Source organism: Micromonospora sp. HB375, assembly GCF_017872985.1.
GTDB lineage: Bacteria > Actinomycetota > Actinomycetes > Mycobacteriales > Micromonosporaceae > Micromonospora > Micromonospora chalcea.
Window position 1 is genome coordinate 4,361,121 of record NZ_JAGGJO010000001.1, and the last position, 25,413, is coordinate 4,386,533.

Genomic DNA, 25,413 nt, shown 5'->3' on the forward strand with positions numbered 1-25,413 from the left:
GGGATCGGGTCAGCCGATGCCGTCGACCGCGGCCCGCAGCGCGCTGATCGACGGATCCCAGGTGAAGTTCAGGACGGGGATGCCGGAGGCGGCGGCGTTGCTGTCGCCGCCGAGGACCACCGCCCGCGGTTTGCCGGTGCCCTGGGGGACCACGAGATACCAGTTGCCCTTCACGTTCGCGATGAACACGTCGTCTGCCTCCTGGTCGGGCGGGTTCGGGTTGGTGACGTCTCCGGCCCAGCTCTCGAAATCGACTGTCGCGCGGAAATCCGTCGGACTGGCGGTGTTCAGCCAGAGGCTGGTGTGCACGTGCGGCCCGACGCCGGACTCGCTGCCGTTGGCCGAGGCGCCGGAGTACGCGATGGTCTGGCCACGCGACACACGTTGACCGGGTGAGACGGCGACCGCCGACAGGTGCAGGTGCCGGGTGTAGTTGCCGTCGTCGTGGGCCATCCCCACGACCCGCCCGGTGGCCGTGGACGTGTCGGCCTTCACGAACCGGATCGTGCCGTTCGCCGCCGCCATGACCGGGGTGCCGGCGCCGACCGCGTAGTCGGTGCCCGGCTCGGCCGAGGGCGGCGTCCGGTTCCGGTGGTCCTGCCAGGAGCTGGAGATGCGGACACGTCCGCACGGCCGCTGGTAGCCGCCGGCGGCCCGGGCGGAGCCGGGCAGCAGGGCGAAGGCGGCCGACACCCCGGACGCGGCCAGCGCGGCGCCGGTGAGGAGCCCGCGTCTGGACAGTCCGCGCAGGTAGGCGATGCCGCCGAGGTCCTCGGGCGGCGGAGCGCCGTGGCCGACGTCCCGGGACGACCCGTCACTGAGGATCATCGATGTAAGGTACGGCCGGTTCGGACGCGGGGCAAGCGCCTCGCCCGGACGCCACGCACGCCCTCGCCGGTCGTCATTCCGTCGATGGACGCCTATTCGAAGAACCCGTTTCCGGCACTAGGCTGACGACATGTCTGACGAGCTTTCACCTTCGGCGCAGCAGTCTGCGCTGTCCGGAATCGGCCTGCGCGGCATCGACCACATCGGCCTGGCGGTGAATGATCTGGACGAGGCGATCGAGCGGTACGAGACCGTCTTCGGCATGCGGTGCGTGCACGTGGAGGAGAACGCCGAGCAGGGAGTCCGGGAGGCGATGATGTCGATCGGCCCCGACCCCGCCCAGGGCCGGCTGCAGTTGCTCGCCCCGCTGACCCCGACCTCGCCGATCGCCCGCTTCCTCAGCCAGTCCGGCCCGGGCGTGCAGCAGATCGCCTGGACCGTCGACGACGTCGAGGAGACCTCCGCCGAGCTGCGTGAGCGCGGCGTACGGCTGCTCTACGAGCAGCCCAAGCGCGGCACGGCCGGCTCCCGGATCAACTTCGTCCACCCGCGTGACGCGGGCGGAATCCTGGTCGAGCTGGTCGAGCCGGCCGCCGCCTGAGCGGGCCGCCCGGCCGCCCCGAACGGCCGGTCCCGCCGGATCGTGCCGGTCCGGCGGGACCTCGACGGCGCCGCGGTCAGTGCCGGGTGCGTGGCAGGATCCGGTCCAGCCAGCCGGGCAGCCACCAGTTTCCGCGACCGATGAGCCGCATCAGGGACGGGACCAGCAGCAGCCGGACGATCGTCGCGTCGATCAGCACGGCCAGGGCCAGCATGAAGCCCATCTGCTTGATCTCGAGGATGCGGGTGAACATGAACGACGCGAAGACCACGACCATGATCGCCGCGGCGGCGGTGATCACCTTCGCGGTGCGGGTCAGTCCGAGCTGGACGGCGGCGGCGTTGTCGCCGGTACGGTCCCACTCCTCGCGCATCCGGGAGAGCATGAACACCTGGTAGTCCATGGAGAGCCCGAAGACCAGGGCGAACGCGAACAGCGGCAGGATCACCTGGATGAACCCGGTCCGCTCGACGCCGAGGAGGTCGGCGCCGTGCCCCTCCTGGAAGACCAGCACCGCCGCGCCGAAGGCCGCGCCCGAGGTGAGCAGGTTCATGAAGATCGCCTCGAACGGCAGGACCAGCGAGCGGAAGGCGATCAACAGCAGCAGCCAGCTCGCCGCCAGCACGGCGCCGATGACCAGCGGCATGGCCCGGGAGCTCTCGTCGGTGATGTCCACGATCTCGGCGGGGCCACCGCCGACGTGAGCGGTCAGCCCGGTGCCGGCGAACGCGCCACCGGCCTGAGTGCGCAGCTCGCGTACCAGATCGGCCGTCTCGTCGGTGTCCGCGCCGTGCCGTGGACGGACGGTGACCACAGTGGTGTCCCCGTCCCGGCTCACCAGCTCGGCCAGGGCCGGGCCGGCGGCGCGCGTCGCGGCTTCGAGGTGGGCGGTGGTGTGCCCCTTGGCCTGGGCGTCGAGCACCCGGGTGACGCTCACGACGTCAGCGGCCTCCCGGTTGCCGGCGGCCTGGTCGCTGAACCGGGCGACGGCGTCGAGCTGCGCGTCGGTGAACCGGTCGCCGCCGGCCGAGACGACAACTGTGATCGGGGCGAGCACGCCGGGCGCGTACGCCTCGGAGACGATGCCGTACCCCTTGCCCGGCGGCGACTCGGCCACCGCGCCGGCGCCGAGGTCGACGCCGTACTGAAGGTGGAAGACCGGGATGGACAGGGCGCCGAGCAGGACGGTGCCGAGCGCGGCCACGAGCAGCGGACGGCGCATGACCACGGCGATGGCCTTGGCCCAGCCGGAGTGCTCCGGGTCCGGGTGGGCCAGCGACCGGCGGGCCCAGGGCAGCGCGAAGCGGTTGATGCGGGGGCCCAGAAGACCGAGCAGGGCGGGCAGCAGGGTGACCGCGATGAGCATCATGACCAGCACGGCGACTGTCATGCCGACGGCCATCGAATAGACCTTCGCGGAGCGGACCAGCCAGAGCCCGGCCAGCGAGACGACGACGGTGATGCCGGAGAACAGGACGGCCTGCCCGGCGGTGGCCACGGTGCGCCCGATGGCCCGGGCCCGTTCCGGACGGCCGCTGTCACCTGCTTTCGCCAGTTCCTCGCGGAACCGGGTGACGATGAACAGCGTGTAGTCGATGCCGAGCGCGATGCCGACCATGCTGACAGCGGTCTGCACGAACACGTCGAAGGTGGTGAAGTGGGTGGCGATGCCGAGCGCGCCGAACGCGGCGAGCACGGCGACGACACCGAGCAGGAGCGGGATGGCGGCCGCCACGAGCGACCCGAACGCGAGCAGCAGCACGATGGCGGCGGCCGGGAAGCCGATCGTCTCGGCCATGGACAGGTCCTCGTTGCCCTGCTCGACGGCGGCCGCGGCGAGCGGCGAGACGCCGGTGAAGTACGCCTCCACCTGGCCGGTGCCGAGCCCTTCGGCGATCTCGCCGAGCGGCCCGGCCTGCTCCTGGAGCTTTTTGTCGTCGCCGTCGAGACTGACCGGCACGAGCGCGGTCTTCCCGCCGGGGGCGATGAGCCGGTCCGGCGCGTCGTACGGGCTGACCACGGTGCGCACGTCCGGGGCCTGGCGGTAGCGCTCGACAGCGGTGCGGACGACCTCGCGGAACGCCGGGTCCTGCGCGTCGATCGAGGTCGAGTGCAGGACCACGAAGTCGGTCTCGCTCGGCGTGTCGGGGAACTCGGCGCTGATCAGCTGGGCGGCCTTCTCCGAGTCGGAGCCGATCACGGAGTTGGTGTTGCCGGTCAGGTGCGAGGTGAAGTAGCCGGCCGAGACGGCCGCGCCGGCGAGCAGCACCAGCCAGACCAGGATGACCTTCACTGGATTGAGCGCCGCCCAGACGGCCCAGCGGTAGAGGAAGCCTTCCTCCAGCGGCCGGTGTTCGCCACCTCGGCGGGTGCGCGACAGCGTGTCGGTCATCGAATCCCTTTCGCGGTTGGCACTGATGTCCGCCGGCCACTGCGGTACGGCTGCCGGCGCCCCCTTCCGGCGCCGGTCAGCCTACCGTCCACTAGAGGCCGTTTTGTGGACCTTGTGAACGTCGAAATCAGTTGAGTACGGCGCCGGCGTCGTCCCGGAACTCCCGGCTCCGCCGGTTGTCCAGGTGCACGTAGACCCGGTGCAGCCAACGGTCCCGCCCGTCGAAGCGGGGAGTGAACTCGGACCGGCCGTGCAGCACCAGCCGGTTGTCGATGAGCGCCATCATCCCGGTCTGCAGCACCAGCGGCGTGGAGACGTCGGTGAGGATCCGCTTCAACCGCGCCATCACCTCGCCGGCCTCCTCGTCCAGCGCGGTGGTCGCGTTCAGGTCGAGGCAGATGTTCGAGTCCTCCACGCTGCCGGTGAGCACCGCGTGCGGCGTGGTGCGGTCACCCTGGCGGAACGAGGGCGGCGGCGCGGTGACGAACCGGGGCTCGCGCAGCACCTTCCGGTCGGTCTCCTCGATCAGCGGCAGGGCCTGCCGGATGCAGGTGACCAGCGTGCCGGCCCGCTTGGCGTGATCGTTGCGCAGGCACAGCAGGCCGACGTAGTCGGGGCGTTCCCGGTGGAACGCGTTCTCCACGTGGAACTCCAGCGGCACCGACCCGGCGTTGCTCTGGGAGTCCTCCAGGCCGCGCACCGGGACGACGTTCTGCACCAGGGCGCCGCTCTTCTCGCTGCGGTAGGCGATCACCTCGCCGAGGTGCAGGCCGACGAGCATGGCCAGGACGGCCGGCACGGTGGTCGCCCGTTCCACCGACTCCCGGACGGTCGGAGTGCTCGGCAGGTCGCGCTCGTCCACCGGAAGGCCGGCGAGCACGAGTGAGCCGGTGGCCCCGGCGTCGCTGCGGAAGTCGCGCAGCGTCTCCATCAGCCGCAGCGGCATCCGGCAGCTCGCCTGCCGGGCCTGCGTCACCCAGGACAGGTCGTCCAGCAGGCGCGGCGACGCGGCGACGAGTTCCTCGGCCAGCGCCCGCAGGGCGGTCCGTTCGTCGTCGGCGAGGTCCAGCCTCAGTCCCTGCGCGCCGCGGGTCGACCGGTCAGATGTCGTGGTCATGGATTCGTCCTCTCGTACGGCGTGCGCGATCGTCCCGGCGCACGGGGGCCGGTGTCGGCACGGAGGGGATTCGTGGGAGCGGATCAGAGGGCGGGCAACGCGCGGCTGTCCACCTTCCCGTTGGTGGTGAGCGGAATGTGGTCGATGGCGACGACGTCCGCCGGGATCATGTAGTCGGGCAGGTCGACGGCGAGGTGGGCGCGCAACGCGGCCGCGTCCACCGCCGCGCCGGCGGTGAGCACCACGTACGCCGCCAGGCGCTTCTCGCCGGGGCTGGGCTCGCGGGCGAGCACCACGGCGTCACGGACGCCCGGATGGGCGGCGAGCCGGGCCTGGATCTCGCCCAGTTCCACCCGGTAGCCCCGGATCTTGACCTGGTTGTCGATGCGGCCGAGGAACTCCAGCGTGCCGTCGGGCAGCCAGCGGGCCAGGTCGCCGCTGCGGTAGAGGCGGCTGCCCGGCGGGCCGTACGGGTCGGGCCGGAACCGGTCCGCGGTCAGGTCCGGGCGGCCCAGGTAGCCGCGCGCCACCCCGACGCCGCCGATCCAGACCTCGCCGGGCACGCCGACCGGCACCGGGTCGAGCCGCTCGGTCAGCACGTACATGGTGGTGTTGACGATCGGCACTCCGAGCGGCACCAGCTCGGTGGCCGGCGGCTCGCTGATCGGCTGCCCCGAGTTGCCGATGGTGATCTCGGTGGGGCCGTACTCGGTGGCGACCTTCGTGCCGTCCGGCCCGGCCAGATCCAGCCAGCGCTCGGCCAGCGCCGCGGTGAACGAGTCCCCGGCCGCGATGACCATGCCGGCCAGGTCCCGCGCCTGCTCCCCGGTGAGCTGCCAGGTGAGCAGGTCCAGGTGGCCCGGGGTCATCTTGATGAAGCTGTACGGCGCGCCCGTGAGCAGGTGCGCCCCGAGGTCGGCGGTGTCCAGCGGCTCGGGCAGCAGGTGCGCCGGCTCCCCGGTGATCAGCGGGGTGAAGATGTTCGGGATGCCCAGGTCGAACGAGATCGAGGAGAAGACCGGGGCGCCGCCGGGGCCGTGCGCGGCGTACGCGCCGACGGTCCAGAGCAGATAGTTGGCCAGGCCGGCGTGCGGCACCAGCACGCCCTTGGGCCGCCCGGTGGAGCCGGAGGTGAAGATGACGTAGGCGAGCTGGGCCGGGTCGATCGGCACGGTCGCCGGGGTGTCGGGCCGGGCCGCGACGGCCGCCGCGTCCGCGTCGACCAGGACCAGGACGCCGTCGTACAGGCCGGTGAGGGTGGCCTGCTCGACGGTGGAGGTGACCACCACCGGGCTGCCGGCCGCCTCGATCATGTAGCGCAGCCGTTCCGCCGGCAGCTGCGGATCCAGCGGCAGGTAGCCGGCCCCGGACTGCCAGACCGCGATCAGGGCGGGGATGAGGTCGGGTGTGCGGCCCAGGCACACACCGACCAGGGTGTCCCGGCCGGCGCCGAGGTCGAGCAGGTGGTGGGTGAGCCGGTTGGCCCGCCGCATCAGCTCCCGGTACGTGAGCCGCCTGTCGCCGACCCGGACGGCGATCCGGTCCGGAGTGGCGTCGGCCTGGGCCCGGATCAGGTCGACCACGGTCACGTCGCCCCGGTGCGCCGTCTCCGCGACGGCCCAGTCGCGCAGCACCGCGTCGCGCTCGTCCGCCGGCAGGTAGGTGCGCCCGGCGTCACCGTCGGGGTCGGCGGCCATCGCCACCAGCACCTCCCGGTAGAGCGCGGCGAGCCGGCGGGCGTACCCGGGGTCGACTGTCTCCCCGGCGACGCGCAGGCGCAGGCGGTCCGGCCCGGCGGTGACCCGCAGGCCGTACCCGTCCCGGTCGGCCGGCAGGCCGGGCAGCGGCTCACCGGGCAGGCCGGCGGCCGGGTCCCACTCGAAGAGGGCGTGCTGCCCCTGCCCCGGCCCGCCGGTGACCGGGCGGTACGCGAGCCGGTGGGTCCACGCGTCGCGCTCGTGGGCGGCCACGTCGCGCACCAGCGCCCGCCAGGTCGCCGCGCGGGCGGCCGTCGGCACGGGCCGCACCACGCGGTGCAGCAGTCGCTCGCAGTCCGGGCGCGCGGCGCCGCCGTGCGGGGTGAGGGTGGCGTCGGTGTGCCCGGCCGGTTCGGCGCCGAGCATGCCGAGCACGGTCTGGTGGGCGGCGAACAGCACAGTGGACAGCGGCGCCCCGGCGGCGTCGGCGAGCACGGCCAGCCCGGCGGACATCCCGGCCAGGTCGACGGTGAGCTCGGTGCTCCCGGCCGCGCCGCCCCAGCCGCCGGGCAGGGCGCAGGAGCCGCCGGCCAGCGCCCGGGTCCAGTACTCCTCGCCTTCGAAGTCGGCGGCGGCGTCGAGCGCGTCCGCGACGCAGGGCGCGTGCCGGGTGGCGGTGACCGGCGCCGCGGCGTAATAGGCGCGCAGCAGCTCGGCGAGGATGCCCGCCGGGTCGGCCACGCAGCTCAGCGCCCGGGGCGCGGCGACCAGCAGCGTCCAGCTCTGTTCGGTCTCCAGGATCACGGTCAGCCGCAGCGCCCCGGCGGCGGCCGGGTCGAACGGCGTGGCCCGTTCGGTCTCCAGCAGCGCGGCGAGCATCGCGTCGCGCTTGTCCGCGTCGACGCTGCGGTGGTCGTGCCGGGCCAGCGGGACCGTGGCGTCCGGATGCGCCAGGTACAGCGGCTCGGTGCCGCCGGACGGGTCGGTCGAGCAACGGAGCAGTTCGTGCGCGCGCACCACCGCCTCGACCGCCGAGGCGAAACGCTCCGGCGCGAACGGGGCCGGGTCCTCGATCCGCCGGCCGTCCAGGTCGACCTCGGTGAACGCCGACGCCTGCGCGACCAGGTCGGCCGGTACGTCGGGCAGCGGATAGGCGTCGCTGACGCCGGCCGGGACGATCGCCCGGTCCCGGGGACTGAGCAGCGTGAACGGCTCGATGTCGGCCGCGTCCACCGCCGGGTCGAGGGGGGTCATGTCTCGTCTCCTGGGTTCCGGTCCACCGGCGGCCCGCTCCGGGCGGGTACGGCGGCGACTGTGGTCGGGGGCGGTCGGTGGTGGTACCGGTCGGCGGCGCCGGACACCCAGGGCGGCGGTACGACGGCGGCGAGATCCCGCGCCACCGTCGCCACCACCTCGGCCCGCGCGCCGTGGAGGAAGAAGTGGTTGCCGGGGAACAGGCAGAGCCGCGACCGGGCCGAGGTGTGCCGCCGCCACCCGTCGAGCGCCCTCGGCGGCACGATCCGGTCCCCCCGGCCGCCCAGCACCGTCAGTGGCGTCGCCAGTGGCGGCTCGGGGCGGTGCTCGTACGTCTCCAGCACCGAGAAGTCGGCCCGCAGCACGGGCAGCATCAGCCGCATCAGGTCGGCGTTGTCGAGCACCTCCGGCGGGGTGCCGCCCAGCTTCGCCAGGTGCGCGCGGATCTCGTCGTCGGCGGCGCAGTGCAGCAGCGGTCGCGACGACGGGGAGTCCGGCGACGCGGCGGCGGAGACGAACACGTGCTCCGGCTGGCGCACCGGGCGGCGGCGCAGCGCCCGGGCCAGCTCGAAGGCGAGCAGGCCACCCATGCTGTGCCCGAACAGCGCGTACGGCCGGTCCAGCGCGCCGGTCAGCGCGTCGGCGAGGGACCGGATCAGCGGGGTGAGGCGCAGGAAGGGCGCCTCCTGCAGCCGGGTGCCCCGGCCGGGCAACTCCAACGCCACCACCTGGACTCCGGGTGGCGCGGCGCGCTGCCAGCCCCGGAACGCCGCCGCGCCGCCACCTGCGTACGGCAGGCAGAACAGGCGGACGTCAGCGTCCGGATTCCACACCTGACCGCCCAGCCACCGACTGTCCACGGGGAACCTCCTCCTCCCTGATCTGGCCGTAGTCGAGCCGGACGAGCCGGTCGGCGGCGTCGAAGTAGCGGTCGTCGTGGCTGATCACCACGACGGCCTTGTCCCGGTCCCGCAGTTCCGGCAGCAGTTCCCGGTAGAAGAAGTCCTTGAAGACCGGGTCCTGGTCGGCCGCCCACTCGTCGAACAGGCAGAAGGGGCGGTCCTCCAGGTACGTCACCAGCAACGCCAGCCGTTTGCGCTGCCCGAGCGAGAGCGCCGTGGTGGAGAAGCGGTCCCCGTCGACGCGTACCTTGTGGTCCAGTTGCAGGCGCTCCAGGTACCGCTGCGCCTTGGCGGCCTGTTCCCCCGCCGGCAGCCCGAGCAGGCTGTCGAAGAGGTGGAAGTCGGAGAACACGGCGGAGAACAGGTTGCGGTAGTCCTCCCGGTTGGCCGCGGTGACCTGGGTGCCGTCCACCTGGATCGCGCCGCTCTCCGGCTCGTACAGGCTGGTGAGCACCTTCGCCAGGGTGGTCTTGCCGCTGCCGTTGGCGCCGACGACGAAGAGGATCTCGCCGCGCCGGAACTCGAAGTCCAGCGGGCCGAGCACGAACTGCTCGCCTTTCGGTCCGGGGTAGACGTGGCTGACTCCGCGGAAGGCGATGCTTCGCCACCCGGCGAAGACGTTGCCCGCCCGGCCCGCGGCGGCCGGGACCCTGCTGTTCGGCACGGCGGGCGCCCGCCCCGCGCCCGGCCCGCCGAGACCCGCGTCGAGCTCCGCGAGCCGCTCCTTGATCTTCCCCAGGGCCACCGACGCCCGGCCCAGCGCGGGGAACCAGACGAGGACGCCCTGAAGGCTGGAGACGGCGAAGAGCAGGATCAGCACGCACGACGTGAGCGTCTGGTCGGACAGGGCGAACCAGGCGGGGAAGGCGAACAGCAGCAGGCCGATGAAGGCGAAGAAGACCGCCTGGCCGCCACCTGTGGCGCCCTCGTAGACGGAGAGGCCGAAGACGCTGTGCCGGCGGTAGGCGGACGCCGTGGCCGTCAGCTCACCGTCGATCAGCGCGGCCCGCCGCTCCCGGTTGAGCTTCAGCTCCTTGAGCCCTTCGGTGACCGAGCGGAAGTGACCGAACAGCGCGTCCTGCTCCCGCCGCGCGGCCTTGAGCGCACCCAGGCCGGAGGCGGAGACGAGCAGGTAGAGCAGCACGCCCACGACGACCGTGGCGCCGGTGGCGAGCGCCACCGCCGGTGAGACGATCACCAGGTACGCGATGGCCACCAGCACGAACGCCGCGCCCGAGCAGATGCCCGGCAGGCCGGGCAGCGCGTCGGCGATCACCACCACGTCGTCGGCGAGCGCCGAGTAGAGCTGCGCCGTGCCGGTCCGCTCCACGGTCCGCAGCGGGGCGTCCAGGATGCCGTCGATGAGGCGGCGGCGCAGGTGGTAGACGGCGCCCTGGGACAGCCGGTACAGCATGCTCTGGGAGACGAACTTGGTGACCAGCGTGGCCAGGCAGAGCGCCACGTATCCCCAGATCAGCCGCTGCGAGGGCGCGGCATCGGCGGCCAGCGCCAGGTTGACCATGGCGATGAAGGCGGCGCCGGTGCCGCCGCTGACGATGCCCGCCGCGATGGCCAGCAGGAACGGGCCCCGGCTGTAGCGCAGCAGGTAGGCGAAGAGGCTCATGCGCCCACCTCGTCCAGCCAGGCACGGAGCGTGGTCAGCGGCGCCGCCGGCGAGTCGGCCAGCCGGCCGAGCAGCAGGTCCCAGCGTCGCATCAGCGCCTGGAGCGCCCGGGCGTCGTGGACGTCGGTGGAGAAGATCCAGGTGCCGTGCAGTTCCGCGCCCTGTTCCCGCATGATCAGAGCCAAGTCGACCTCCGCCGGTCTGAGGTTGGTGCCGAGCACCTCGGAGAAGACGTAGTCGTCACCGATTTCCAACGAATCGACCCGCAGCCCGGGCAACGCGAGTTCCGGCACCTCGGCGTTGAGCAGGTTGAACAGGGTCCGCGTCGGGTCACCGTCCGCGGTGGCCGGCGCCGCCAGCCACGGCGGCACGGCCCGGTTGGCGTACGCGTCGAGCGTCCGGTCCCGGACCTGCCGCACCAGCCCGGCGAACGTCGACGCGGCGGTCAGGTCGGCGCGTACCACGAGCGGGTGCACGAACCAGCCGATCAGGTCGGCCGTCTCGGCCCGGTCCCGGCCCGCCTCCGGGAAGCCCACCGGGATGTCGTCGCGGCCGGAGCAGGCAGCGAGCAGCAGGTGGTACGCGGCCAGCAGCGCCATGAACAGGCTGGCCCCCTCCTGCCGGGCGAGCCCGCGCAGCTTCTCCGTGACCGCCGGGTCGACGCGGAACGCGCGGGTGAAGCCGTCGGCGGCGGTCGTCCCGGTGCCCGGTGGCCGCAGCGTCAGTGCCGGTGGCAGGCCGGCGAGGGCGCGCCGCCAGTGGTCCACGTGCGCGTCGAGCGCGCCGCCGGCCAGTTGCCGGCGCTGCCACGCCGCCACGTCGGGGTACTGCACGGCCAGCTCCGGCAGCCGCGGCGCCCGGCCGGCGGCGTGGGCGCCGTAGAACTCGGTCAGGTCGCGCACCAGCACCCCGTAGGACCAGTTGTCGGTGACCAGGTGATGCATGGTGAGCACCAGCGCGTACCAGTCCTCGCCGAGGCGGGCCAGCAGGCCGCGCACCATCGGCTCCGCGTCGATGCGGAACGGCCGCCGTCCCTGCTCCTCGATCAGCGCGCGCAGCTCGCCCGGCTCGGCGTAGCGGAGGTCCACCGCCGTCAACGGCCAGCCGCCGGCCGGTTCGATCCGCTGCGCCGGCCCGTCCGGACCGTCCACGATCCGGGTCCGCAGCGCCTCGTGCCGCCCGACGACGTCGTCCAGGGCGCGGCGCAGCGCCGCCTCGTCCAGCGGTCCGGTCAGCCGCAGCGCGGTCACCACGTTGTGGATCGGGTCGGCCGGGCCGAGCGGGTGGTGCCGGATCAGCCGTTCCTGGCTGAACGACAGCGGCAGGTCGCCGTCGCGGCCGACGCGCGGGATCGGGGCCGGGCCGGTGTCCGCGCCGCTCGCGTGCCGCCGGACCTGCCCGGCCAGCCAGCCGACGGTCGGGTTGCCGAAGAGGTCGCGCAGCGCGAGCCGTACGCCGTACCGGGCGTCGATCTGCGCGGCGAGTTTGGTGGCGAGCAGGGAGTGCCCGCCCAGGGTGAAGAAGTTGTCGTCCCGGCCGACCTCGTCGATCCCGAGCAGCTCCCGCCAGATGTCGGCGATCGCCGCTTCCACCTCGTCGCGGGGCGCTTCGGCAGCAGCGGCGGGCTCGCCGGCGGGCGGCTGCGGCGCGGGCAGGGCGGACCGGTCGACGGTGCCGGCCGGGGTGCGCGGCAGCTCCGGCAGCGCCACCCAGGCGGCCGGGAGCAGATTCTCCGGCAGCCGCTGCCTCAGGTACGCCGCCAGCTCACCGGCCCCGGCCTGCCCCACGACGTACGCGACCAGCCGGTCGTCGTGCGCCACCACGGCGGCCTCGGTCACCGCGGGATGCCCGGACACGATCGACTCGACCAGGTCCAGGTCCACCGGGAAGCCGCGCAGCCGTACCTGGTGGTCGAGGCGGCCCAGGTACTCGATCACGCCGTCGGCGCGCATCCGGGCCCGCTCGCCGGTGCGCAGCAGCCGCGCGCCGCGCGCCGTGCCGAACGGGTCCGGCGCCAGCAGCGCCGCCACACCTCCGGCCGGCGCCGGAAGCGGGTCGCCACCGACGTACAGCTCCCCCGGCACACCGGCCGGGAGTGGCTGACCGGCCCGGTCCAGGACGTGCGCCCGGGTGCCCGGCACCGGGCGGCCGACCGGCATCAACTGCCGCTGCCCGCCGTCGGGCCTGGCCGGATCGGCGGGCTCGCCGTCGGGCGTGGCCGGATCGGTGAGCTCGCCGTCGACGGCGCACAGGTGGGCGGTGACCGGCGCGGCCACGTCCGGCGGCACGAGCACGTGGTGCAGGGCCGCCGGCGACCGCTCCGCGAAGCGCGCCACCAGGTCCCGGGACAGCGGCGCCCCACCGCAGAACACGTGCCGCAGCGCGGCGCAGCGCTCCACCCCGCGCTGGTCGAGCAGCTCGGCGAGCAGGTCGGGCCGGAAGCAGGCCACGCTGACCCGCTCCGCCCGGATCAGGCCGACCAGGTGGCGGGCGTCGCGGTCTCCGCCGGGCCGGGCCAGCACCACGGCCGCGCCGCTCAGCAGCGGGGCGTACAGCTCCCAGACCGCCGCCGGGGCGGCCAGGGGCGCCTGCTGGAGCACCCGGTCGTCGGCGGTCAGCCCGGCCGCCTCGGACAACCAGCGCAGCCGGTCGCGCAGCGCGGCGTGGCTGTGCACCGTGGTGCGCGGCGCACCGTCGGGCGGACAGGTGACGTAGGCCGGGTCGCCGCCGGTGACAGTGCCCGCGCCGGCCGGCGCCGCGGCGTCCGGCACGAGGGCACCGGGCACGGCGGCGTCGGGCACGGCGCGCGGGTCGGCGGACGGGTCGTCCACCAGGCAGGTCGGCCCGGACCAGCGCGGGACGCCGCCCTGCGGGCGCGCGGTGAGCAGCAACGCGACCTCGGCCGCCGTCAGCAGCGCGGCGGCCCGGTCGGCGGGCAGCGCCGGGTCCACCGGTACGACCACCCCGCCGGCCCGCCAGACGGCGAGCGGCGCGGCCACCAGCTCCACGCACCGGTCCAGCCGCACGCCGACCCGGGTGCCCCGGCGCACGCCCGCTGCCCGCAACCGGTCGGCGAGCGCGCCGACGAGCGCGTCCAGCTCGCCGTAGCCGACCGTACGCGAGCCGAACCGCACCGCCGGGGCGGCCGGGTCACGGCGGACCGCCGCGGCGAAGGCGTCACCGACCAGCGGACGGGCGGCGTCGGTCGCCGGGCCGGTGGCCAGCGCCAGCAGCTCGTCCCGCTCGACCGGGCCGACGAGCGGCAGCACGCCGATCGGGGTGTCCGGGTCGTCCAGCAGGCCCCGCAGCAGACGGTGGAACATGCTCACGTGACGCCGGGCGGTCGCCTCGTCGAACAGGTCGGTGCTGTACTCCAGCCGCCCCCAGATCGTGTCGCCGTCCTCGAAGAGGTCAAGCAGCAGGTCGAACTCGGCCTTGCGGGCGTCCAGCGAGACCGGCTCGACCCGCAGCGGCCCGTCGTGCCAGGACGGGAACGGCACGTTCTGGTACGAGAACAGCACCTGGAAGACCGGGGTGCCGGCCGCCGACCGCTCCGGCTGCAACTGCTCGACCAGCCGCTCGAACGGGATGCCCTGGTGGTCGTACGCGGCCAGGCACACCGCGCCGACCCGGCGCAGCAGCTCCCGGAACGACGGCTCGCCGCGCAGGTCGGTACGCAGTGCCACGGTGTTCATGAACAGCCCGATCAGCGGCTCCAGCTCGACCAAGCGCCGGTTGGCCACCGGCGAGCCGACCACCACCTCCTCGTCGCCGGTGAGCCGGTGCAGCAGCACCGCGAAGGCGGCCTGGAGCACCATGAACAGCGTGGCGTTCTCCTGCCGGGACAGCGCCCGCAGCCGGGTCACCACGGCCGGCGGGATCTCCACCGGCACCGAGTCACCCCGGTAGCTCTTCTCCCTCGGCCGGGGCCGGTCACCGACCAGGCCGATCTCCGGTGGCGCGCCGCCGAGCTGGCCCGTCCAGTACGCCAGGTCCGCCGCCCACGCCTGCTGAGCGTCCGGCTCCTGCTGCCAGAGGGCGAAGTCGGCGTACTGCACCGGCAGCTCGGGCAGGCCGTGCGGCCCGCCGGTGAGCAGGGCGCGGTAGCAGTCGATCAGCTCGCGCAGCAGCACCCCCATCGACCAGCGGTCGGACACGAGGTGGTGCAGGTTGAGCAGCACGCCGGTCACCTGCGGGCCGAAGCGGAGCAGCCGGACCCGCACCGGCGAACCGGCGGCCAGGTCGAACGGCCGGCCGATCAGCTCCTCCTCGCGGCGGCGCAGCTCGGCGTCGACCTCCCCGGGTGTCATCACCCCGGGCACGTCCTCGACCCGCACGTCCGGCGGCAGCTCGGCCCGCACCTGCTGGTACGGCCGTCCGTCCCGCTCGAAGAAGACCGTCCGCAGCGACTCGTGCCGGCGGACCACCTCGGCGCAGGCGCCGGCGAACAGGTCCGCGCGGAAGTCGCCGTGCACCCGCATCGCCGTGGAGATGACGTACGCGGAGGTGTGCGCCGCGAACTGCTCCAGGAACCAGATCCGGCTCTGCGAGAAGGTCAGCGGCACCGGGGCGTCCCGGTCGGCGCGCGGTGGCACGGTCCGCGCCGGGGCGCGGTCGATGCCCTCCTCCTGGAGCAGGTTGCCCAGCAGCGCGAGCCGCTGCGCGGACAGGGCGAACCGCCTGGTGCTCATGCCTGCGTCCTTCCGTCGGCGCGGTCGAGCGCCTGCTGCACCTCGTCGTCGGACAGGTCGCTGAGCCGGATCAGCAACTCGGCGGTCTTCTCCACGACGGTCCGCTGCGCGGGGTCGGCGGTCAGGGCCCGGGTGAGCCCGGCGACCGTCGGGTCGGTGAAGACCTTGTGCAACGGCACGTCCACGCCGAACGCCTCCCGGACCCGGGCCACCATCCGGGTGCTGAGCAGCGAGTGCCCGCCGAGGGCGAAGAAGTCGTCGCCCACGCCGACCCGGTCGACGCCGAGGGTCTCGGCCCAGATGCCGGCGATCACCTCCTCGACCGGTGTACGCGGCGCCACGTACGCCGATGTCACCTGCCGCCGGCCCGACTCGGGCGCGGGCAGCGCCTTGCGGTCGACCTTGTTGTTCGGGGTGAGCGGCAGCGCGTCGAGGAAGACGTACGCCGAGGGCGCCATGTAGTCGGGCAACTGCTCGCCGACCGCGGCCCGCAGCCGCGGCAGCAGCCGCCTCGCCCGGCGGCCGAGGGCGTCGTTGACGAACGAGTCCCAGCGCGGCTCGGCGGCGGGCGGCCCGGCGAGCCGGGGCAGCGGCGTCTCCGGCCGGCCGTCGCCGGCCAGCCGGCGCAGCACGACGGTCAGGTCACCGGCCGGTCCGTGACCGGACCAGTCCAGGTCCAGCCGGTAGCCGGTCTCGTCGGCGAGCCGGCGCAGCTGTTCCGGCTCGACGGCGGCCGGGTCGACAGGGGACGCCACCTCGGCCCGCAGGTCGGCGACCGTGCCGTCCGCCCCGGCGAGCGCCGTCGCCGCCCGCGCCCAGTGGTCGACGCGGGCGTTGGGTACGCCGCGCAGCGCGAGCAGCGCCGGACGGTCGGCGGTGAGCCGCTCGCGCAGCCCGGCCGCGGTGAGCCCGCTGTCGCGCCAGTCCAGCCACGTCACGTCCCCGGCGTCGACGACGTCGCCGTCGACGGTGAGCCGTACGTCGTAGCGGAACCGGGTCAGCTCGTTGCTCACCGAGCCGAGCTTCGGCATCACCCGTACCCCCGTCAGCCGGGGGAAGCGGGCCGGCAGCGCGGTGAAGAAGCCCGGGTCGAAGACCAGCTCCCGGTCGTCGGCGACGGCCCGGCGCACCCGCTCGCGCAGTTGCTCGGCGCTGTCCTGCGCCTCGGCCCGCTCCACCTGCACCGAGGTGTGGAAGGTCTCCAGCAGCGGCAGGCTGCGGATGTCGCCGAGGAAGAGCGAGCCGCCCGGGGCGAGCCGGGGCAGCGCGCCCTCGATCACCCGCAGCAGGTAGTCCTCGTCGGCGAAGTACTGCGCCACCGAGTTGAGCACGATCACGTCGAAGAGCTGGTCGGGCAGCGCGTCCAGCTCGTCGGCGGCGCAGCCGAACAGCTCCACCCCGGACAGTCCCCGCGCCGGCACGTCGGCGCGCAGCCGGTCCAGGGCGACAGCGGAGATGTCGGTGCCCCAGTAGCGGCGCACGTGCGGGGCGACCCGGTAGAGGATCAGGCCGGTGCCGCAGCCGATCTCCAGCACCGAGCGCGGGCCGTCCTGGAGGATCCGCTCGGCGGTCGCCTCGGCCCAGCCGCGCATCTCCGCCACCGGGATCGGCGCTCCGGTGTAGCTGCTGTTCCAGCCCCGGGTGTCGAACGTCGGGTCGACCTCGCCGGTCTCCGTCACGTCGTACGCGGCGTCCCAGACGTCGCGCCACTGCTCCACCTCGTGCGGCCACTGCGCCGCCGCCTCGGCCCGGGCGTCGGCGCCGGCCACCACGTACGCCACCAGCCGCTGGTCGCCGAGGGTGTCCTCGCGTACGGTCACCACCGCCTGGTTGACCTGCGGCTGCCGCTCCAGCACCGACTCGATCTCGCCCAGCTCGATCCGGAAGCCCCGCAGCTTCACCTGGTGGTCGAGCCGGCCGAGGAACTCGATGCTCCCGTCGGCGCGACGGCGGACCAGGTCGCCGGTGCGGTAGAGCCGGTCGCCCAGCCCGATCGGGAAGGGGTGCCGGACGAACCGCTCGGCGGTCAGCTCGGGCCGGTCCAGGTAGCCCCGCGCCAGGCCGGCGCCGCCGATGTGCAGCTCGCCGGGGACACCCGGCGGCACCAGGTGGCCGCTGCCGTCGAGCACGTGCAGTTCGGTGTTGGCGATCGGCTCGCCGATGGAGATCGGGCCGTGGTCGACCCGCGCCACCGCCGACCAGATGGTCGTCTCGGTCGGGCCGTACATGTTCCACAGCTCGGCGCACCGGCCGAGCAGGCGCTGGGCCAGCTCGGCGGGGAGCGCCTCGCCACCGGCCAGCACCCGCAGCCCGGCCTCGCCGGTCCAGCCGGCGTCGAGCAGCATCCGCCAGGTGGACGGGGTGGCCTGCATGACCGTCGCGCCGAAGGCGGCCAGCGCGGCGGCCAGCCGTTCCCCGTCGGCGGCGACCTGGCGGCTCACCACTGCCACGCAGGCGCCCTCGACCAGCGGCAGGAGCAGCTCCAGCCCGGCGATGTCGAAGGAGAGCGTGGTGACCGCAAGCAGCACGTCGTCGGCGGTGACGCCGGGGCGCTCGCCCATGGCGAGCAGGAAGTTGCCCAGCGCCCCGTGCGGCACCTGCACGCCCTTGGGCCGGCCGGTGGAGCCGGAGGTGTAGATGACGTACGCCAGGTCGTCGGGGCGCACGTCGACGTCCAGCGGTTCGGCCGACTCGGCGGCCAGCTCGTCACCGAGCAGGTCCAGGCAGAGCGGCTGCGCCTTCACCCCGCCCAGGCCCGCCAGCACGTCGCTGCTGGTGAGCAGCACGGACAGGTCGGAGTCGGCGAGCATGAAGGCGATCCGGTCCGGCGGGAAACCCGGGTCCAGCGGCACGTACGCACCGCCGCTCTTGAGCACGGCGAGCATCGCCACGACCATGTCGGCCGAACGCTCCAGGCAGATGCCGACCATCGTCTCCCGGGCCACCCCGAGCCGCCGCAGCCGGCGGGCCAGCCGGGTCGAGCGCCCGTCCAGCTCGGCGTAGGTCAGGCTCTCCCGGTCGGTGCGCAGCGCCGGGGCGTCCGGGGTGGCGGCGGCCCGGGCGGCGAAGCGCTGCGGCACGCACACCGGCTGCGGCCAGTCCCGGCGGGTGTCGTTCCACCGCAGCCGCAGGTCACGCTCCTCGTCGCCGCCGAGCATCGGAACCTGGTCGATCGGCCGGTCCGGGTCGGCGAGCAGGTTCTCCACCAGCTGCGCGAGGTGCCGGGACATCCGCTCCACGGTGGCCGGCTCGAACAGGTCGGTGTTGTACTCGAACCAGCCGGTCAGCCCGTCCGGCCGGTCGAAGACCTGCAGCTCCAGGTCGAACCGGGCGGTGGAGCTCTCCACGTCGACCGGCTCCAGCCGCAGCCCGGCCACGTCGAACTTCGGCATCGGGATGTTCTGGAAGATGAAGTGCACCTGGAAGATCGGCGAGCGGGACAGGTCCCGGCGCGGGGCCAGCTCCTCCACCAGCCGCTCGAAGGGCACCTCCTGGTGGGCGAACGCGCCGAGGCAGGTCTGCCGGACCCGCCCGACCAGCTCGCGGAAGCTCGGGTCGCCGGACAGGTCGGTGCGCAGCGCCAGGGTGTTGACGAAGTAGCCGACGAGCCGTTCGATCTCCGGCCGGTTCCGGTTGGCCACCGGTACGCCGACCACGATGTCGTCCTCGCGGCTGTAGCGGTGCAGCAGCGCCTGGAAGGCCGCGAGCAGGGTCATGAACGGGGTGGCGCCCTCCCGCTGGCTCAGCGCGCGCAGCCGGGTCATCACCGGCTCGGGCAGGGCGAAGGGCCGGGAGCCGCCCCGGGTGCTCTGCACCGCCGGGCGGGGCTTGTCGATGGGCAGCTCCAGCGCGGCCGGCGCCCCGGCGAGCGTCTTCTTCCAGTACTCCAGGTCGGCGTCGAGCGCGTCGCCCTCCAGCCGCTGCCGCTGCCAGACGGTGTAGTCGACGTACTGGATCGGCAGGTCCGGCAGGGTCGACTCGCGACCGGCGGCGAACGCCCCGTACAGCTCGACCAGCTCGGCGATGGCCACGGACATGGACCACAGGTCGGCCGCGATGTGGTGCATGGTCAGCAGCAGGATGTGCTCCTGCGGGCCGAGCCGGAGGAACCGCACCCGCAGCAGCGGCCCGCCGGCCAGGTCGAACGGGCGGGTGAACTCCTCCCGGGCCAACTCCTGGATGCCCGCCTCACCCTGCGGTCCGCGCAGGTGGGCGCAGTCGACCACGGTGAACTCCGGCTCGCAGACGGCGTTGACCAGCTGCCGGGGCTCGCCGTCGACCTCGGTGAACGTGGTCCGCAGCGCCTCGTGCCGGCGGGTGATCTCGTTGCAGCAGCGCCGCCACACCTCCAGGTCCAGCGGACCCAGGATGCGGACGGCGCCGGGGATGTTGTACGCGGCGCTGCCCGGCGAGAGCTGCTCCAGGAACCAGAGTCGTTGCTGGGAGAAGGAGGCCGGGAACTCCCGCCGCTGCTTCTTCTGCCGCAGCCGCTCGGCCAGCAGTGCGCGCTTCTCGGCGGCGGACAGGCTGCCCAGGTCGGTGGTCGTCACGGGCGATCATCCTCGGTGTGTGGGTGAGCTGACACGGCTGCGGACAGGACGTGCGGCGCTCGCGTACGGCGGGCACGCGCCGGGGCGGGCGGAAGCGGCCGGCTCATGCCCGTCCCCCGCCGTCGTCCTCGGCGAGCAGGGCGGCGAGCTGTGCCTCGATCTCCTCGTCGGACAGCTCGTCGAGGCCGGCCAGTTCGTCGTCGGGCACGTCCCGGCTCACCGCTTCGATCCGGTCGGCGCCCCGATCCCCCGGCCCGCCGGGGTCGGCCAGCACGGTCACCGTGTGCGCCACCGTCGGGCTGTCGAAGAAGCCCCGCAGGTTCAGCTCCACCCCGAACCGGCCGCGGATCTTCGCGCCGATCTGCACGGCGGCCAGCGAGTGTCCGCCGAGGGCGAAGAAGTCGTCGTGCACGCCGACGCGGTCCAGGCCGAGCACCTCCTGCCAGATCTCCGCCACCGTCCGCTCGGCCTCGGTGCCCGGCGCCACGTACGGGGTGTCCAGATCGGGCCGCGGATGGGTGCCCCGGGGCGGGGCGATCTGCTCCACCTCCCCGGCGAGCAGCGCGGGGGTGATCGAGGCGGCCAGCCGGCGCAGCCCGGAAAGGTCTCGGCCGGTGACCACCACGTGCTCCGGCAGCTCGGGCGCGGCGAGCAGCCGGTCGAAGGCGGCCATCCCGTCGGCGGCGGTCATCCCCTCGCTGAGCACGTGCAGGGTGCCCGGCGTCGCCTCGCCCGCGCCCGTGCCGGCGGCGGTCACCGCGCCGTCGCGCACCTGTTCCAGCAGGCCGTCGATGTCGTTGATCCGCTTGATGGTGAAGTCGGTGATCCGGGCCAGCAGCTGTCCCTGCGGGGAGATCAGCTCGATGCTGACGGTGAGCGTCTCGCCGGAGTCACCGGCCTCGTCCACCTCGACGTGGCAGTGGACCACCCGGGTCAGCGGGGCGAAGACCCGCAGGCTGCGGTAGGTGAACGGCAGGTAGAACACGTCCCGCGCGCGGATCCGTGCGGACGCGCCGGCCACGTCCAGCAGCGCCGGGTGCAGCGGGTAGCGCTCCAGGTCGGCGGCGAACTCCTCGGCCAGTTCGAGCGTGACCATCAGCCGCCGCTCGCCGGCCTCGATGCGCCGCAGGCACCGCCAGCGCGGGCCGAACGAGAACTGCAACCGGCCGCCCTGCTCCACCCGGTCGAGCTTCAGCCGCCGCTTCAGTTCGTCCTCGGTGTCGATCACCTCGGTGACGGCGCAGTCGCGGCGCAGCCGGTCCAGGTCCCGGGCCGTGTCCGCCGGCCGCTCGTGGAAGGCCACGGTGCCGCTCGCGTGCTCCTGCCAGCGGCCGGCCTCCCCGTCGACGCGGCTCTGCACGCTGAACCGGAGCTGCCCGTCGCGCTCCTCCACCGTGGTGAACAGCTCGCGGCTCCGACCGTCCGGCACGATCACCGGCATCAGGAACAGCACGTCGTTCAGCTCCACCACCCGGCCGGCCGCCCGGTCGGCGACCGCCGCGTGGACCAGCTCCAGGTACGTGGTGCCGGGAACGAGGCCGTGGCCCATGATCCGGTGCTCGTCGACGATCCAGCTGTCGGCCGTGCTGAGCGTGGTGGCGTACGTCCGGGACGTGCCGGTCGAGGAGACCAGGCGTTGCAGCAGCGGGTGCCCGGTCAGCGCGGCGCCGCCGTGCAGCCGCTCGACCAGGCCGGCGGCCATGCCGGTGTTGCGCCAGGTGTCCCAGGCGACAGCCGCGACCGGCGCCCCGGTGGTGGCTCGCCGCCACTGGGCGTAGACGTCCAGGAAGGCGTTCGCCGCGCAGTAGTCGCTCTGCCCCGGCCCGCCGAGCAGCGCGGTCAGCGACGAGCAGAGCAGCAGGAAGTCCAGTCCGTCGGCGTCGCAGACGGCGTCCAGGTGCAGCGTGCCGACGGTCTTGGCGGCCAGCACGTCGGTCACGTCCCGGCCGGACTTGACCGCGATCAGTCCCCGCGACGGCAGGCCGGCGGCGTGGATGACGCCGTGCAGGCCACCGCCTTCGGCGCGCAGCCGTCCGACCGCGTCGGACAGGGCGGCCCGGTCGGTGACGTCGGCGTGCAGCACCACCACCCGCGCCCCCAGTTCCCGCAGCCGCTGCACGCCGCGGATCCGCCGGCTGGTGTCGTCCTGCTCGCCGTGCTCGGCCAGCCAGTCCGGCCACCGCGTCGAGTCGGGGAACGCCGAGCGGTGCAGCAGCCCGAGCACCGGCGCGTCGACCGAGCGGGCGATCTGCTCGGCCAGCGCCAGCCCGACCCCGCCGAGACCGCCGGTGATCAGGTAGACGCCGCCGGGCCGCAGCCGGCCGCCCGTCCCGCCGGCGGCGTCGGCGGGACGGGCCTCGAAGTCGCGTACCCACCAGTGCCGGCCGCGCAGCGCCAGTTCCCGGTCGGCGGTGGGCGCGGTGAGTCGGGCCAGCACGGTCGTGGGGCCGGGCGCCGGGTCGGCGGCGGGCAGGTCGGCGGCGGGCAGGTCCAGCACGCGGCAGGTGACGTCCAGGACCTCCTGCGGGATGACCGTGGTGGCGCCGAGCAGCGGGGCGTTCTCCGGCTGCAGGCTCTCCTCGCCGGTCACCGCGAACAGGCCCCGGCTGAGCACGTCGATCTCCACCGGGGCGCCCGGCTGCACGTCCCCGATCGCCTGGGCCAGGGCCAGCAGGCTGTCGAACCCGACCCGCCGGGCGCTGTCGATCCGGTCCGGATCCGGGCCGTCGCCCGGCTCCACGGTCAGGCTCCACAGGTGCACCACCCGGATCGTCCGGCCGGCGTCCACCTCCAGCGACTTGAGCAGGCCGGCGTGCTGGTCCCGGCTGGCCGGGTCCAGCGACCAGGCCCGCTCGCCGGTCTCCCGCAGCTCGTCGCCGGCGCTGACCCGCAGCACTGTCGCGCCGTCGTCGGCCAGCCGCCCGGCCAGCGCCACGCCCAGCGGCAGCTCGGCGCCGAGCACCACCCAGGTCGCCCCGTCGGCGGTCCCGGCGGCCGGCGCGGTGAGCCGCCGCCAGCCGGGCACGTGGAACCACTGCGCGTCCGGCCCGGTCGCCGCGACCGGCGCGGGCCGGACCGGGCCGGGCCGCGGCTCGATCCAGTAGCGCTGGCGCTGGAACGGGTACGTGGGCAGGCGCAGCAGCCGCGGCGTGTCCCCGGCGCGGGCGGCCCAGTCCACCGGCGCCCCGGCGGCCCAGAGTTCACCCAGCCCGGCCAGCAGGTACTCCTGGTCGTCGCGCGGCTCGTCCGGGTGCCGCACCGATCCGGCCACCGTCCGCCGCTCGTGCCAGGCGCGGTGCTGGCGGACGAAGTTGCGCAGCGTCTGCCCCGGACCGACCTCCAGCAGCACCAGCTCCTCGTCGGCGAGCAGCACGTCCAGGGCGTCGGCAAAACGCACCGGCGCGCGCAGGTGTCGTCCCCAGTACTCCGGGTCGGTGGCCTGCTCGTCGGTGATCCAGGCGCCTGTGACGTTGGAGACGAACGGGGTGGCGGGCGGGCGCAGGGCGACCCGGCGGACCGCGTCGACGAACGGCGCGACAGCCGCGTCCATGCTGGGTGAGTGGAAGGCGTGCGAGGTGCGCAGCCGGCGGCACGCCACCCCGTCCGCCGCGAGCCGCTGCGCCAGCGCGTCGACCTCGGCGGTCGGGCCGCCCACCACGCACAGACCGGTGGAGTTCACCGCCGCCACGCACAGGCCGCCGGTCAGCCGGCCGGTCACCTCCGCCTCGGGCAGGAACACCGCGAGCATCGACCCGGCCGGCATCGACTGCACCAGGCGCCCCCGCGTGGCGACCAGCGCCACCGCGTCCTCGAGGGAGAACACCCCGGCCAGGCAGGCGGCCACGTACTCGCCGACGCTGTGCCCGACCATCGCCGCCGGGCGGACGCCCCACGACATCCACAGGCGGGCCAGCGCGTACTCCACCGCGAACAGCACCGGCTGCGTGACAGCGGTACGCGCCAGCGCCAGCGCCGCGTCGCCGGTCCCGTCGTCGGCCGCGAACAGCGGCACCCGCAGGTCCTCGCCGAGGTGGCCGGCGAACAGGTCGGCGCAGCGGTCCAGCTCGGCGGCGAACACCGGCTCGCTGCGGTACAGGCCCCGCGTCATGCCCACGTACTGCGCGCCCTGGCCGGGGAAGAGGAACGCCACCGGCGCGTCCCGTCCGGCAGGCGTGCCCGTGCCGGCGTCGGCGGCCCGCCGCAGCGCGGCGACCAGGTCGGCGCTGTCCCGGCCGGTCACCGCCGTACGGTGCTCGAAGGCCCGGCGGCGGGCGGCCAGCGTGTACGCCACGTCGTCCAGGTCCAGGTCGGGGTGGGCGGCCAGGTGGTCGGCGAGCCGGCCGGCCACGGCGGCCAGCGCCGGCGCGGACCGGGCCGACAGCGGCAGCACCCGGGCTACGGCCGGTGCGGCGGGCGGCGCGGCGGCCGACGCGGCCGGGGCCGGCGCCTCCTGCAGGATCACGTGCACGTTGCTGCCGCCGATGCCGAACGAGCTGACCCCGGCCCGGCGCGGCGTCTCCCGCCGGGGCCACTGCCGCAGCTCGGTGTTGACGAAGAACGGGCTGGTCGGCAACGCCAGCTCGGGGTTGGCCCGGGTGTGGTGCAGGGTCGCCGGGATCGCCTCGTGGCGCAGCGCCAGCACCGCCTTGATCAGGCTGGTCACCCCGGCCGCGGCGTCGAGGTGCCCGACGTTGCTCTTCACCGAGCCGATCGCGCAGTAGCCCACCCGGTCGGTGTGCTTGCGGTACGCGCGGGTCAGCGCGGTGATCTCGATCGGGTCGCCGAGGGCGGTGCCGGTGCCGTGGGTCTCGACGTAGCCGATGCTGTCCGGGTCCACGTCGGCCACGGCGAGCGCCTCGGCGACGACGCGGGCCTGCCCGTCCACGCTCGGCGCGGTGTAGCCGACCTTCAGCGAGCCGTCGTTGTTCACGGCGGTGCCGAGGATGACCGCGTCCACTGTGTCCCCGGCCGCGTGGGCGTCGGTCAACCGCCGCAGCACCACCACGCCCACGCCGTTGCCGGCGACGGTGCCCTGCGCCTGCGCGTCGAAGGGCCGGCAGTGCCCGTCCGGGGAGAGGATGCCGCCCTGCTCGTAGCGGTAGCCGCCGCGCAGCGGCACGCTCACCGACACGCCGCCGGCCAGGGCCAGGTCGCACTCGCCGTTGAGCAGGCTCTGGGCCGCCAGGTGCACCGCGGTCAGCGAGGTGGAGCAGGCCGTCTGCACGGTCATGCTCGGCCCGGTCAGGTTCAGCTTGTACGACACCCGGGTGGCCAGGAAGTCCTTGTCGCTGGAGATCAGCGTCTGGTAGCTGCCGGCCGCGTCCACCGCCTGCTCGTTGGCGAGCAGGTTGAACAGCAGGTACGAGTTCAGGCTCGACCCGGCGAAGACGCCGATGCGCCCGTCGAAGGTCTTCGGGTCGTGGCCGGCCGACTCCAGCGCCGTCCACACGCACTCCAGGAAGACCCGGTGCTGCGGGTCGAGGACCTCGGCCTCGCGGGGGTGGTAGCCGAAGAAGCCCGCGTCGAAGCGGTCCGCGTCGGCCAGGACGCCCTTGGCCGGCACGTAGTCGTCCCGCGCGGCCACCTGCGGGTCGACGCCGTCGGCGCGCAGCTCCTCGTCGGACAGGCGGGCGATCCCCTCCCGGCCGGCCGTGAGGTTCGCCCAGAACTCGTCCACGTCGGCCGCGCCGGGGAAGCGCCCCGCCATGCCGATGACGGCTATCTGGTCGAGGTTCTCGACGTCCTCTGACATCTGTC

At 74.3% G+C, this 25,413-nt stretch carries 10 protein-coding genes; 1 reads left to right on the top strand and 9 read right to left on the bottom strand.

Annotation, left to right across the window (positions count from 1 at the left end):
• Positions 1–9: 9 nt before the first annotated feature.
• Positions 10–828, bottom strand: a complete 819-nt coding sequence (locus J3R08_RS19945) for a M23 family metallopeptidase (protein WP_064445517.1) — start codon at positions 826–828, stop codon at positions 10–12.
• Positions 829–958: 130 nt separating this feature from the next.
• On the opposite strand from J3R08_RS19945, the gene mce reads away from it, so the two are divergent.
• The gene (gene mce, locus J3R08_RS19950; protein ID WP_064445516.1) at positions 959–1,429 is read left to right on the top strand and encodes a methylmalonyl-CoA epimerase; all 471 of its coding nucleotides are present in this window, start codon (positions 959–961) and stop codon (positions 1,427–1,429) included.
• 76 nt (positions 1,430–1,505) lie between these two features.
• On the opposite strand, the gene J3R08_RS19955 is transcribed toward mce, so the two are convergent.
• The 8 genes from J3R08_RS19955 to J3R08_RS19990 all read right to left on the bottom strand — a co-directional run bounded on the left by J3R08_RS19955 (position 1,506) and on the right by J3R08_RS19990 (position 25,408).
• The gene (locus J3R08_RS19955; RefSeq protein WP_209962419.1) at positions 1,506–3,821 is read right to left on the bottom strand and encodes an MMPL family transporter; all 2,316 of its coding nucleotides are present in this window, start codon (positions 3,819–3,821) and stop codon (positions 1,506–1,508) included.
• Between the two features lie 127 nt (positions 3,822–3,948).
• Positions 3,949–4,938 (bottom strand): TauD/TfdA family dioxygenase, encoded by a 990-nt coding sequence (locus tag J3R08_RS19960; RefSeq protein WP_082930898.1) that lies wholly within the window; start codon positions 4,936–4,938, stop codon positions 3,949–3,951.
• Positions 4,939–5,021: 83 nt separating this feature from the next.
• Positions 5,022–7,889: an amino acid adenylation domain-containing protein gene (locus J3R08_RS19965; RefSeq protein WP_064445514.1), complete on the bottom strand. Its 2,868-nt coding sequence runs from the start codon at positions 7,887–7,889 to the stop codon at positions 5,022–5,024.
• Positions 7,886–8,749 carry a thioesterase II family protein gene (locus J3R08_RS19970; protein WP_209962421.1) on the bottom strand — a complete coding sequence of 288 codons (864 nt, stop codon included), beginning with the start codon at positions 8,747–8,749 and terminating at the stop codon, positions 7,886–7,888. Before J3R08_RS19970 ends, J3R08_RS19965 begins: the two co-directional genes overlap by 4 nt.
• Complete coding sequence (locus tag J3R08_RS19975) at positions 8,703–10,415, bottom strand: cyclic peptide export ABC transporter (protein ID WP_043323008.1); 1,713 nt, start codon at positions 10,413–10,415, stop codon at positions 8,703–8,705. The genes J3R08_RS19970 and J3R08_RS19975 overlap by 47 nt, the downstream gene beginning before the upstream one ends.
• A complete protein-coding gene (locus J3R08_RS19980) occupies positions 10,412–15,106 on the bottom strand; it encodes a condensation domain-containing protein (RefSeq protein WP_209962423.1) in 4,695 nt (1,564 codons plus the stop codon). Before J3R08_RS19980 ends, J3R08_RS19975 begins: the two co-directional genes overlap by 4 nt.
• Positions 15,103–19,656 carry a non-ribosomal peptide synthetase gene (locus tag J3R08_RS19985; protein ID WP_209962425.1) on the bottom strand — a complete coding sequence of 1,518 codons (4,554 nt, stop codon included), beginning with the start codon at positions 19,654–19,656 and terminating at the stop codon, positions 15,103–15,105. Before J3R08_RS19985 ends, J3R08_RS19980 begins: the two co-directional genes overlap by 4 nt.
• Positions 19,657–19,759: 103 nt before the next feature.
• On the bottom strand, positions 19,760–25,408 hold the full coding sequence (locus J3R08_RS19990) for a type I polyketide synthase (protein WP_209962427.1): 5,649 nt from the start codon (positions 25,406–25,408) through the stop codon (positions 19,760–19,762).
• Between the last annotated feature and the right edge of the window lie 5 nt (positions 25,409–25,413).

Excerpts from the sequence above, each read along its gene's own strand:
- J3R08_RS19980 (WP_209962423.1), bottom strand. The coding sequence starts at position 15,106 with ATGAGCACCAGGCGGTTCGCCCTGTCCGCGCAGCGGCTCGCGCTGCTG.
- J3R08_RS19965 (WP_064445514.1), bottom strand. The coding sequence starts at position 7,889 with ATGACCCCCCTCGACCCGGCGGTGGACGCGGCCGACATCGAGCCGTTC.
- J3R08_RS19955 (WP_209962419.1), bottom strand. The coding sequence starts at position 3,821 with ATGACCGACACGCTGTCGCGCACCCGCCGAGGTGGCGAACACCGGCCG.
- mce (WP_064445516.1), top strand. The coding sequence starts at position 959 with ATGTCTGACGAGCTTTCACCTTCGGCGCAGCAGTCTGCGCTGTCCGGA.
- J3R08_RS19945 (WP_064445517.1), bottom strand. The coding sequence starts at position 828 with ATGATCCTCAGTGACGGGTCGTCCCGGGACGTCGGCCACGGCGCTCCG.
- J3R08_RS19960 (WP_082930898.1), bottom strand. The coding sequence starts at position 4,938 with ATGACCACGACATCTGACCGGTCGACCCGCGGCGCGCAGGGACTGAGG.
- J3R08_RS19975 (WP_043323008.1), bottom strand. The coding sequence starts at position 10,415 with ATGAGCCTCTTCGCCTACCTGCTGCGCTACAGCCGGGGCCCGTTCCTG.
- J3R08_RS19990 (WP_209962427.1), bottom strand. The coding sequence starts at position 25,408 with ATGTCAGAGGACGTCGAGAACCTCGACCAGATAGCCGTCATCGGCATG.